The sequence below is a fragment of the Candidatus Vicinibacter proximus genome (genome assembly GCA_016713905.1).
Taxonomy (GTDB): Bacteria; Bacteroidota; Bacteroidia; order Chitinophagales; family Saprospiraceae; genus Vicinibacter; species Vicinibacter proximus.
On sequence record JADJOE010000003.1, the window covers coordinates 2,087,943 to 2,100,076 of the forward strand.

9 protein-coding genes and 1 pseudogene are annotated in these 12,134 nt (G+C 37.5%); 2 read left to right on the top strand and 8 right to left on the bottom strand.

The genetic code is table 11. From position 1 onward, the window contains the following. Positions 1-24 precede the first annotated feature (24 nt). The 3 genes and pseudogenes from IPJ83_16930 to IPJ83_16940 form a co-directional block, all read right to left on the bottom strand. On the bottom strand, positions 25-627 hold the full coding sequence (locus tag IPJ83_16930; protein ID MBK7882220.1) for a hypothetical protein: 603 nt from the start codon (positions 625-627) through the stop codon (positions 25-27). Between the two features lie 571 nt (positions 628-1,198). Then, positions 1,199-1,429 (bottom strand): annotated as a pseudogene (locus IPJ83_16935) (RHS repeat-associated core domain-containing protein). Between the two features lie 277 nt (positions 1,430-1,706). Continuing rightward, a complete protein-coding gene (locus IPJ83_16940) occupies positions 1,707-2,075 on the bottom strand; it encodes a hypothetical protein (GenBank protein ID MBK7882221.1) in 369 nt (122 codons plus the stop codon). A gap of 418 nt (positions 2,076-2,493) precedes the next feature. Here IPJ83_16940 and IPJ83_16945 point away from each other — a divergent pair, with 418 nt between their 5' ends. Both IPJ83_16945 and IPJ83_16950 read left to right on the top strand, forming a co-directional pair. Then, on the top strand, positions 2,494-2,643 hold the full coding sequence (locus IPJ83_16945) for a hypothetical protein (GenBank protein ID MBK7882222.1): 150 nt from the start codon (positions 2,494-2,496) through the stop codon (positions 2,641-2,643). Between the two features lie 216 nt (positions 2,644-2,859). Beyond that, positions 2,860-4,953 carry a T9SS type A sorting domain-containing protein gene (locus IPJ83_16950; protein ID MBK7882223.1) on the top strand — a complete coding sequence of 698 codons (2,094 nt, stop codon included), beginning with the start codon at positions 2,860-2,862 and terminating at the stop codon, positions 4,951-4,953. A gap of 393 nt (positions 4,954-5,346) precedes the next feature. On the opposite strand, the gene IPJ83_16955 is transcribed toward IPJ83_16950, so the two are convergent. From IPJ83_16955 to IPJ83_16975, 5 genes are all read right to left on the bottom strand, one after another. Then, positions 5,347-8,031, bottom strand: coding sequence for a response regulator (locus IPJ83_16955; protein MBK7882224.1), 2,685 nt, complete (start codon positions 8,029-8,031; stop codon positions 5,347-5,349). Between the two features lie 33 nt (positions 8,032-8,064). Next, a complete protein-coding gene (locus IPJ83_16960) occupies positions 8,065-8,697 on the bottom strand; it encodes a ribonuclease H family protein (GenBank protein ID MBK7882225.1) in 633 nt (210 codons plus the stop codon). Positions 8,698-8,718: 21 nt separating this feature from the next. Continuing rightward, entirely contained in the window at positions 8,719-9,147 is a 429-nt protein-coding gene (locus tag IPJ83_16965; GenBank protein MBK7882226.1) for a phosphoheptose isomerase, read from the bottom strand. 115 nt (positions 9,148-9,262) lie between these two features. Continuing rightward, a complete protein-coding gene (locus tag IPJ83_16970; GenBank protein MBK7882227.1) occupies positions 9,263-11,278 on the bottom strand; it encodes a S9 family peptidase in 2,016 nt (671 codons plus the stop codon). A gap of 37 nt (positions 11,279-11,315) precedes the next feature. Then, positions 11,316-11,633 carry a DUF3467 domain-containing protein gene (locus IPJ83_16975; protein ID MBK7882228.1) on the bottom strand — a complete coding sequence of 106 codons (318 nt, stop codon included), beginning with the start codon at positions 11,631-11,633 and terminating at the stop codon, positions 11,316-11,318. Between the last annotated feature and the right edge of the window lie 501 nt (positions 11,634-12,134).

Here is a 12,134-nt window from a genome sequence, read left to right on the forward strand (position 1 = left end):
AACCTGTGCCAAAATGGGGATTATTTAAATATCGCCATTCATCTTTAACATTAATTCAACATCTTTCTTTTCATTAATTGCATTAAGTCTTGTGACTATGGATTGAATACCTCTTTGTCGATTGATTAAGTGTTGTTCATAAAAAAATAATGACATTTTTAAATTATTATTTTCAAAATAAGAAAGAGCCAATAGATATCTTGCATCATTAATTATTGATTTATTAGTATTGTTCTTTATTTTTTCATTCTTTCCAACAATTTGATTAAGGCTGTTAATTGCCTCGATATGTAATTTATTTGCTCGTAATATTAATGCATAATTATATAAACAATAAGAATCATTAGGTGCTATTTTCATGTATTTTTTGGAAACTTTTAAAGCCTTTTCATATTCTCTTAATTCATAAAATGCTAGCCCATACTCGACAAGAATCCAATAGTCAAAATCAACTACATACTTTTCGTTTTTTAGAATTGATAGCAATTCGATTATTGTTACATATTTTTTATTATGATTTAATTTGATAATAATCTCATGTAATCGATCCAGATATTTTCGAATCAAAACTGGGTCTTTCTTATTTGAGTAATTTAAAATTTTACTAATCAATTGATGATTTGTCATTTTTTACTCTTTTATTAGGATTAGGGTCCTGTTTAAATTTTTTATTTTTATCTCCTTTATTAGAATTTCTTTGGTCACCAGTTCTTTCACCTGGTCTTACTTTAGTATGCTTGTCGTTACTTGATTTACTTTTACTTGTAGTGTGCTTAACTTCTTGTTGACGCTGTTTAATTGATTCAATTCTTTTATTAGTCTTCTCAGTAGGTGTTTTTCGGGCCTCAACTTTAGAAGGGCTAGCTAAATTGCTTAAGGCAGTTGTAGTTGTTGCTGCGCCATGAACTACAGCGGCTGTTGCTACTGGCGTTGCCAAAGCAGTAGCTCCTCCAGATGGTAATGCAAATGCAACAGCTGCAGCACCTCCAACAAACCCGACAGCAGTTTCAACAATTCCAACAGCTGCTGCAATTACGTCACCCGTTGTTTGCCCATATTCAGCTGCTTGTGCATAATTTCCAAATTGATTTGGGTCACCTCTTCCAGCACCAGCTAACATATTTGAAGAAACTGCATTTACAGCACCTGCAACAAAAGCAGTTGTATTTGCAGCGGCTTCTTTAAGCCAAGCAGGAGGGTCTGGCCACTTTCCATCAGGATCAGTATAAATTATTGGATTATTGAATGTATATATGTAAGGAGAATACTCTAATCCATCTTCTGTCAATGGATCGACACCATACCACACCGATATCCTAGGATCATAATACCTCGCCCCAAAATAATAAAGTCCGGTCTCCTCATCAACCTCCTTACCCGTGAACCTATACTTCGTAGAATAGCCCCCAGCTTTCTGTTCGGCCAGCAAGTTCCACTTTTAGACTTCACACTAAAGTAATCTTTATTTTTCAATCTTGGTTTTCATCAAGCCGATTGCAGGGGCAATCGGTTCCCTTCTTATCGAGTGATCTTTATCACTCGATTGGCGCAGTAGCGCCACCAGTCGGTCATCACCGAAAGGCAAATATAGGATAAATTGATAAGGATTTCCAGCCTCATCTGTTAAATATGTGCTTGATCCAATGTGATCTGGATGGAAGAAATATGTTACATTATTGGTGTTTATTACATGCCACTTTCGTGGTTCACTCCCTTGAAGCACTGTCGTGCTTCATTCCGACAAAATCGTCGGAAATCGGTCGCTCATCTTCACAGTCGTCTTCTTCTGGATCAGTATCTTCAATAATTAAGGTGTCGAATCCAAATTCAGTTCTGATTAATTCCAGATCTTCTGCTTGTCTATCAGGAAGTCCTGCTTTTTCTGATCCCGATAACTCTAGACTGTTGTCAACACTACTATCTACAGAACCAACTAATTTACAAGCTATTCTTTCAGTACCTGAATAATAATGATTCGTGACCATGTAATGTGGTCCCATAACCATGTAGCCACTGACATATTGAGCATAATTTCCTACAGTAGCATTGGTCTGGCTTTGTCCATTTAGATTCACTACAGCATAATTACAAATATTGAATTATATTTTTGTAATGAATAGAATGTTCATCTAAAAAACATTTTTTATGCATTACAATCCCAATACGGTGAGCGAGTATCGTGTGTTTATGATACTCAAGAATTTTTCATCCAAGACAATAAAAACATATCTCAAGATTGCCGACTAATTTTTGATATATTTTGACGCACGGTATCTCAATGAGTCAATGTGTGATGATCCGGTATGGAAATATCTGATAGATCGATTTGAAAAAGGTCTAGCATGGTCCCCTTAAGGGGAATTTAATTCCGATAATCCTCTATTCCAAAATTATTCAAGAATGTCTTATTTCTCCCCTGGAGCTTAACCAAGCTTCCTAGGCCAAAAAAAGAAACTAAACTTCGATCCATCCTTTCAAAGTAGGACGTGTAGCATGAATAATTCTTCTACCACATTTAAACATCAGTTCATCCTTTCACCAATTTATGCTAAAGGATGCAGGTTGAGCGAATTGAGAAACCATTGTCTGAATGATGTGGAAGGCAATCGAAATGAGATCCGCATCAATCCGAACATAGCTTAAACGAAGGTCAAGGGATTTAAAGTTACTATTAAAAGTGTCATTCCTTTGAATAATCTCATTGAATTCATAGGAAACCCCTTGTAGTTTAATTAATTAAACCGTATGTTTGTAGAGGATACGATATTTTATAGGGTCTATCTGACGAAAATTAGTCAGAAATGCATTATTTTGTCAAGCAAAGTATTAAATTAAAAGCAAGGATCTAAATGAATATATATGAAGTCTAGATATATTTTGGCAATAGCGATGTTTATTCAAGCTATTAATTGCCATGCGCAATGGAATCAAACCGACGGCCCATACGGCAATACGGATGTTTTGTCAATAATCCCAGATGACTCAATAATATTTACATTAACAAACTGTGGATTGTTTTCTAAAAAAACAATAAATAATGATTGGAATCTAAAAAATCCCCATTTATTTTTTTCTTCTTATACTAAAATAAAAGATAGCCTTTTTGTTGTCAACAATGGTATAAAACTAATTGATTTATTGAATCCTGAGAATTCGCCTACTAACATTTCCACTTTACCTTTTTCTACACTGACACATTCTGATTCCTGTATTTATGGAGGAGGAAGTCCTTTAGGATTTTATAAATCAAACAATTTTGGGAAAACGTGGATTAGGCATAACACTGGCTTGCCAATCGACACAGGTTCAAAGCCGGATCCCCCATATTATTATATTATTTATGATATAAAATCTGTAGAAATGACCTCAAAATATATCTTTTGCGGAACGACTAAAGGAGTTTACAGAAATTCTGAAATGCTAGCAACATGGACACCAGTTAATTCTGGATTACCTTTATCTACTGTTTCCTTTATAAAATCATTTAATGATACGCTTTTTGTTGCAATTGGAAATAGTTTATTTAAAAGTTTAGATTTTGGTAACAATTGGACCTTAATATTTAATTCCCCTTCTTCCATAACAACTGTCCTAAAAGTAAATAATCAATATTTAGTTGGAAGTTCCAATAATGGTATACACTATTCAATAGATAATGGTAAACGATGGAATACTTTAAATACTGGTTTACCAGATTTGAGTATCACGACTCTTGTTTACTATGATTCCATGATAATTTGTGGAACAAAATCCAAGGGTATTTTTTATAATCACAATGGCCAATGGATTACTAATAAATCTGGATTAATTTGTTCGAATATTAAATCATTGGCTAAAACAAAATCCGGATTGGTCGCAAATGATATAAATAACGTTTATGTTTCAAATAATGGAACCAACTGGGATTCAGTAAACACACCAAACATACCCAAGTATCCCAAACTAGGATCTGGAATTGGGTCTTTGGCAACTAATGGTGATACCATTTATATAAGTTATCACTACAGCACTCCTATTGCACCATTTTTTTACTCTTATATCAGATACACGAAAGACAATTGTAACACTTGGGACGAATTACTAACAAATCTTCCTTACACATTAAACGGCAAGCTTTATAAGATTTATCATGAAAATAATAGATTTTTTGCATATGTAGATAATAAAATATACTATACCGATAACTCAGGACTAAACTGGATAAATATAAGCCTTCCCTCTAAATATTGTAATCAAATTAAAGCATTTGTTAATTATAACTCCATCCCTTTTATAGCCACCTGTGGTGATGCACAACTTTTAAGGCTTGATAGTAACCAAAGTTGGGTCTTGTCAAATAATGGACTACCACCCAACGGAAAACCGATATCTTTAGTCAGTTGTGAAGGTGCGCTATTTGTGTATATTCAAAATTATGGGATGTTCGTTAGTTTTGACAACGGGAATTATTGGACTTTTGCAAATAATGGGCTGGTTACAAATATTTCAATCCGTGACTTTGCATACATCGGTAATAATTTATTTATATCTAGCAATTATGGCGTCTATTTCACAAATGATTTCGGCCAAAACTGGGTTTCCATTAATAATGGATTGATCAACTTAGACCTGAGTTCAATAAAAATAATGAATGATACTTTATATGTTGGCACATATGGAAATGGAATTTGGAAACGAAGCCTCCATGAAATTCCTGTGAATACACAAGACCCCCCACAATCAGATAAATCATTTATAATTTATCCTAACCCAGCTTCAGATTATATTCATGTTGCTAATAATTCTAATGCAGCAAGCTTCAAAATTATTGATATGATTGGGAAAGAAGTATTGTCTGGTAACTTAGAACCACAACATGAAATTAATATTTCGAAAATAATAGATGGTGCATATATATTCTTGATTCATTCAGGCACAAAAGTTCAGATGATGAAATTCTTAATTAATAAATGAAAAATTAAACCCCATAAAAGCTCTTTAGAAAATTGGTGTTTGTGCGGCTAAATGAACCTTCCAGACTTAAGCAGGACAAGTTGTGCTTACTATCAAGGTCTGCACTGAAGGACAATTTCTTGCTCCGAAATCCTGCACGAACGCAAAGCCGCAAAACGTTGTACGAAAACTAATTCAAAATAATTCGATAAACTCTTCTCTATATTTAACAACAAATAAATTTAAAAACATTTATTCCATAATACAAGAATTCATGACTATTGGATGCAATTTAAAGTAGATAAACCAAAGCAACGGAAATCAAGTCCGGATGTGGTAAGGTTTTGTGATGGAAAAATAAGGGTGGATTATTAGGTTTCTGATTAAATTCACTGTCAGCTATTCTAACAAGGTTCAATCCTTCTGAAACTTTAATCTTTCCTTCACAAAATAATTTAGATAAAATTCCATTTTCATTTGTACCAACTTCCACTTTTCATCCAACTCCTCAGAAGAGGTTTCAATGGGTAGACCATGAATTAACTGTTCCAGATCAAACAAACTGAATCGCCGCAGGCTGTTTACCAGCTTGTGTAGTATTCTATCTCTGAGCCCCGCATCATGCTGATCTACGGCGGTCTTAAAACCACTCATCGCATCTTGCCACTCAGCTATCAGGATTTCCAGTGCCCGCAACACTTTATCTTTTTGAAAATCATAATCCCGATACAACACTTCCACATCCGGTGCCGGATAAGTTTGCAGTGCTGCCAACTCATTAACGCGCTGAATTAATTTCTGAGGACTCACCGGTTTTTGTATTACGGCATCAAATATTTCCTCTCCTTCTGTGCTGACTCTCGAAATGTCGTGTGCACCTGTAACGCATACGATCGCGCCTCCATCCGGTTTAAATTTTCTGAGTTCACTCAGATGATCCACAATCTTAAAATCATCAAAATTATAATCCGTTAGTATGAGTTCAAACAAAAGACCGGGGGACAGTTCTTTAAGTTCATCGGGGTGATGAAGCTGTACATATTTTATTCCTGGCTTATCAAAAATATGCTTGTACAATAACTGAATCTGCGGATCATCATCGATCACCAAAATATTTTTATAACGATCATCAATACTCACAGGAAGTAAAGATTTGCTGACATTTGATTTTTGGTCCAGCACTTTCAGTTCCATTGCAAAAGAAAAATCAGATCCTTTGTTTAACTCCGATTTAATTTCCAGTTTGCTGCCAAACAAATCAAGCATCTGCACGACAATCGGCAAGCCTAATCCTACCCCATGAATGTTGCTGATGCCTTGACCGGAATCCATTTTCTGGAATCTTTGATGAATCAGATTTATCTGATCTGCCTGAATACCGATGCCCGTATCGGAAACTTCAAAAAATAATTTAAACTGTCCATCCTGAATTTGGCTGCCCTTTACTCTAAGCGTTATTTTGCCTTCGGCATGTGTAAACTTCAGTGCATTGGACAACAGGTTGTTGATGATCTGACTGAGTCTCAATCCATCAGTTTTAAAAACTTTTCCCTCTATGGTCTTGTCTAAAATTAATTCCAGCTCAATTTTTTTGGTCCTTGCTTCAAACAAGTATGCTTTGTGTATTTGTTGCAGCAACTGATCCAATTGAATCGGTTCACTTTGCAAAGTAATTTGCCCTTCTTTTAGTTTTGAATAATCGAGTACATCATTGACCAGCGCCAGTAAATTATCCGAACTGAATTTCAAGCTTTCTATTAAAGGCAATTGCTCAGACTTTGGATTGTTTTCAGCAAGCATTCTGGACATGCCGATGATGGTATGCAAGGGGTTGCGAATCTCATGACTCATGTTCTGCAGAAATTCTTCTTTTTGCCTGTTTGCTTCTTCTGCTTCATCTCTTGCTTTGGCAAGCGTATGAATATTTTGCTGGATAGTTTGTGACATGGAAGAAAAACTGCGCGCCAACATTCCTATTTCATCGTTCTGATGAATGGGTAGTTTTTCAGTAGAGAGATTTTGTCCAAAACTCGTCATGGATTTGGTGATGGACTCCAAACTCAAGGTCTGTTTTCTTAACCACCACAATGCTAAAAAAACAACTGCCAATACTATGAATAAAGTAATCAATAATATGGATCCCTGCCATCGGTAGAAAGGCACCAATAAAGTTTCCCTTGAGGCTTGCAAGCCCAGTATCAGGAAATAATCCTTCCGTGGATAATTAATTTTTTTATAGGCCAACAGATTTTTTTCTGTAGCAGAGGAGTGTATTTTCGATTGATCAGACTGCAAATTTTTGAGGTCAATTTTCAAATCCACAAATCCCGCAGGTTGTAAATTGTGTTCAAATCCAAATTCTTTTGCGGGATCAGGATGTGTAAGATAATATCCCTGATGGTTCATCAGATAGAGTTCAAATTCTTTTGGAACCGTCTTCTTTAATTCATCCAGAAAGGCATTCAGATTGGCATTGATGATGATGATTCCAAAAGTAGTATCCTGTATGAAAATCGGACAAGCCACTCTCAGTGTGCTCATCTGCGGATTACTTATTTTTCCATGCTCCTTGTTCAGGTCAATCACTGAAAAATAAACGGAATCTTCCGGGTAAGTCAAGGTCTCCTGAAAATAAGAACTGAATCCCTTTTGTTGCAATTGATCGCGCTGCACCAGATGGATTCCTTTTTCGAATTGATCAACGCGGATAATTTCCTGTCCTGCATTTTCCTTTCCAATGATTCGCAATTGTGCATAGTCAGGTCGGCTGGACATAAAACTGATGTAATCTTCTCCAAGTTTATTTCTCATCAATGGTACTCCTGACTGATACATGCTTTTGATGTAATCTTTCAGAAATGCGCTGCGCGAAAGAAAGAGAATGTCTTTTCGGATGTTGTTGATGTAAGAATTGATTTTCACATCCAGGATCTCAACGGTATGAGACAATTGTTGTTCAGAAGAAGAAATGACTATGTTGGAACTAATGCGGTAAAGGAAAAAACCTATTAGCGAACTACTCAACAAAATGAGCAGGATGTACACCACTGCATTTTTTACGGCCAGTGATACAAAACGATCTTTTCCAAATATATTCATTCACTCAAAGTTAATGGATCCTGAGCTGGTATTCTATTTTCTTCCAAAATCCGCCGGGATCTCTCCCCAGATTTCTGTTTCCCATTTGATGATGGGATTGGAATAAGTGTTTTGATTCAACCATTGAGTGGCCCGGTTCAGCAAATCCAAAATAGCCTTGTTGCTTGCATTAAATTCAATTTTGGTGTTTGGAATTTTTCTTTTTACCCAACTCATGGCTGTTTTAGAATCTGTATAGATCGGTGTCTGGGGTTTGTTTAATTTTTTAAGCAAGGCCAGAGCATGGACGAGTGCCAGAAATTCCCCAATATTGTTGGTACCGTGTACATAGGGCCCCTGATGAAACAGTTCGACACCGGTATAGGGATCCACTCCTCTGTATTCCATTTTGCCCGGATTGCCTTGACAGGCCGCATCCACCGTAATACTTCCTACAGGCACCACTTTTTTCCAATCCTGAGACCTCTGGGACGGCGCTTTGGCTTTTTGGCTGCCGGAGTAAGTATAGCCGGAGAGGTACGCATCATTGGCTTCATCCAGCGATTCAAAGGATTTGTATTTAGCGTCGGGGTATGCTTTGACTTGCTTCAGGCAATCTTCCCAGCTGTGGTACACGCCCGGAGTCTGCCCCTGCCAAACCACGTAAAATTTTTTCTTCGCTTTCAAGAATTTTCCAAATTGAGTAATTTAATCTTCAAAGACATCTGTCTCCTGAGTAGACTTGACCAAGGCGGTGAATTTGCCCATGTAACGGGTAGCTTTTACAATGTGGTTGTCGATCCAGTGGTAATTCCCTCCCCTTGGTTTTCCCATAATCAGACCATGATATCGAAATCCACATTCCTTCAACCATTGATCCGTAATGTCTCTAAGATCTTCCGTTCTGCTGGTAAAAAAATAAATGATGTGTCCCGCATCATACCATTTGTTCAACATCTCCAATGCATCCGGATAAGGAGCAACTGTTTTCATTCGCTCCGGCTCTTCGTTGGGTACATCATCACAAATGGTACCATCAATGTCAATCAAAAAATTCTTGATGCCTTCGCCAAGCATGGGACTCTTTCTTTGTCCGTTTTCATCCGTTTCAAAAATCAAATGATTGTTGTTCATCATGAAAAATATTTTATTTCCCTTGTTCCCATATATACCCTTGCAATATTAAATCTACAATTAAAATTAGCTCATTATCAAATTAACTCATTAGCTATTTAACTCATTAGCTAATTAACTAATTCTTCAACCATTTATCCAACCATCCAAAATATTCTTTCTGCCAGAGCAATCCATTTTGTGGCGTTTGAATCCAATGTCCTTCTTCAGGAAACAGAACCAATCTGCTTGGAATATTTTTCAATTGGGCAGCCTGGTAGGCTTGCAGTCCTTCGCTGACAGGTACCCGAAAATCTTTTTCTCCATGCATCACCATGATCGGAGTATCCCAATTTTGTACATACTTGTGCGGTGAAAATTTTTCATATTGCATGGCATGGGCTTTATCCCAGAAAGGACCTCCAAAATCATAATTTACAAACCACATTTCTTCGGTGGTTCCATACATAGACTCCAGATTAAACACACCACAATGTGAGATGAAACATTTAAATCGCTTGTTGTGATTTCCTGCTAGGTAGTAAACGGAATATCCGCCAAAACTTGCACCAACAGCTCCCAATCTATCTTTATCAACAAAAGGTTCCTTGGCTGCATCGTCGATGGCACTCAAATAGTCTTTCATGCATTGTCCTCCCCAATCTTTGGAGATGGCAAGATTCCACTCTTGACCAAAACCGGGCATCCCTCTGCGGCAAGGTGCCACAATCACATAACCCTTGGAGGCCATCAGTTGGAGATTCCAGCGATAAGAAAAAAACTGGCTCACAGTGGATTGCGGTCCACCCTGACAATACAATAAAGTGGGATATTTTTTCTTTGGATCAAAGTCCGGAGGCAGGATCGTCCACACCAGCATTTTTTTTCCATCTGTAGTCTGAATCCATTTTTGGCGGACCTCTGCTTTTTTAATTTTATCCCAGACGCTTTTATTTATCTGCGTCAACTGAACCGCTTCGCCAGTCATCCCGTGAATGGAATATATTTCAGCCGGATTGGTCATCGAAACTCTTGAGCCGATCAATCCTTTTGGACTTACGAGGATGCTTTGGTAATCATGAATTCCGGTAGTGAGTTGTTTTACTTTAGCCGTTGCAATGTCCTGCATCATGATTTGGTTGCAGGCATTGACAGCACTGATGAAATAAATAAATTTTCCATCCTTAGAAAAAGTGGCATGTTCGGCATTGTTGTCAAACTTAGCGCCCAACATCTTTTTTTCTCCGGATTTAAAATTGTAGAGGATGAGTTGATCTTTATCCGCTTCATAAGTTGGCGTCAACATGGCATTCCACAGCACCGAGTTGCCGTCAGGAGAGAAGATCGGAGATTTATCATATCCCTGATTGAATCCACTGATGTTGCGGGTAGATTTAGTTTGAATATCGTACAGAAAAATATCGGTATTGGTGTTGAGTGCATAGTCTTTGCCGCTGTATTTCTTACAACTGTAGGCTATCATTTTGCCATCGGGTGAAAAACTCACTTGCTCGATTCCATCATTCGGTTCCACAGGAGCTTCAAATGGTTCATTTACAATGTTCACAGGTTCCCCAACCAGCATCCCGTTTTTTAGTTCCACGGTAAAAACATTGCTGTCATGACCATCATCCCAGGTTTTCCAGTGACGATACATGAGATCATTGTACAAACGGGCGTTTGCAAGAGGCAGGCCGGGATAAGTTTCCGTAGTTGTTTTACGGTATTTCACATCCTGCAGGAAAGCTATTCTGTCGTTTGTAGGCGCAATCACAAATCCATTCATCTCCAGGTCAGCGAGTTTGTATTGGTCGCTTCCGTCTGGATTGCAGGAATAAAGGAGACCATTTGCAAGAAACAGGATTTTTTTCCCATCCGGCGTAAATCTGGCATTGTTTTCATGCCCTTCATAATTCGTTATTTTTACCGGAGGGGTAGTTCCATCGGTCTTGCAGACGTACAAGTCAGTATTCCCTTTATTGGCTACGATGTTGAAATAGGTAACTGAATACACTACGCTTCCGCCATCCGGAGAAACATCTTCCAATGCTACCCGCCCCAATTTCCAAAGGGTCTCTTCAGTGAGTAATTCTTTTTGGGCATGGAGGATATAGTTTGTTACAATAAAAATAAAAAGCAAGTTTAGGTACTTCATATTAGTAATATTCAATATCAAATAAATTGTAATGCGATCAGGCCTGGGCGGTAGGTGTGTTAAATGACATAGGAGGAAATTGCGGCGGCTCTGGATCCTGAATGGTTCCGAACTGATTTTCAAACTTACTTACATTGTCCGCCAGGGCCTTTAGGAGCCTCTTGGCATGTTGTGGTGTAAGGATTATTCTAGACTTCACTTTTGCCTTAGGTATGTTAGGCATAAGCCTTATAAAGTCGAGTACAAACTCAGAGTGGGAGTGTGAAATGATTGCCAGGTTTGAATAAACGCCTTCCGATACTTTTTCAGAAAGCTCGATGTTGATTTCATTGGGATTCTTTGGTTGATCAGCCATTTTTTAGATTTTAGTTGCAAATTTAAAGATTAAACAACAAAATTCCCAATCTGGTTTTCAAGAGGGACCATAGAAGCCGCATATTAAAAAGCCATGATCTTATTGAATCTCACGTATGGTGAAGCGTCTTTGTTAAAAGAATTAGGTAGCGGGATGCATTCAAAATGCTGTAATTATAATGCATCGCAGTTTAAAACTGCGACAAACAAAAGTGGTTAATTCTAGCCTCACGGCTTGAACTTTACGCAAGTTTTCAAGGCACAGATTTTAACGTAATGTTTGACGCTGGGAAGTATGACTGAACGATCTCTGCTTCAGCAGAGTATCGTGTGACAGCACGATAGGTGAAGGACTTGTCCGACCACTGGCGAAACTGCGAAAGCGGCTTCACGTACACTTTAATTGATACTGCTTTTATTCAATGTAATGTTTTATGCTGAGAAACATCAACCAACCTATTATTAATTTTCAAAGACTATAATTTTCAAATTAACTCATTAG

What these genes read in the sequence shown, in the direction of transcription:
- IPJ83_16930 (MBK7882220.1), bottom strand. Translation starts at nt 627, where the DNA reads ATGACAAATCATCAATTGATTAGTAAAATTTTAAATTACTCAAATAAG.
- IPJ83_16945 (MBK7882222.1), top strand. Translation starts at nt 2,494, where the DNA reads ATGAATAATTCTTCTACCACATTTAAACATCAGTTCATCCTTTCACCA.
- IPJ83_16950 (MBK7882223.1), top strand. Translation starts at nt 2,860, where the DNA reads ATGAAGTCTAGATATATTTTGGCAATAGCGATGTTTATTCAAGCTATT.
- IPJ83_16955 (MBK7882224.1), bottom strand. Translation starts at nt 8,031, where the DNA reads ATGAATATATTTGGAAAAGATCGTTTTGTATCACTGGCCGTAAAAAAT.
- IPJ83_16965 (MBK7882226.1), bottom strand. Translation starts at nt 9,147, where the DNA reads ATGATGAACAACAATCATTTGATTTTTGAAACGGATGAAAACGGACAA.
- IPJ83_16970 (MBK7882227.1), bottom strand. Translation starts at nt 11,278, where the DNA reads ATGAAGTACCTAAACTTGCTTTTTATTTTTATTGTAACAAACTATATC.
- IPJ83_16975 (MBK7882228.1), bottom strand. Translation starts at nt 11,633, where the DNA reads ATGGCTGATCAACCAAAGAATCCCAATGAAATCAACATCGAGCTTTCT.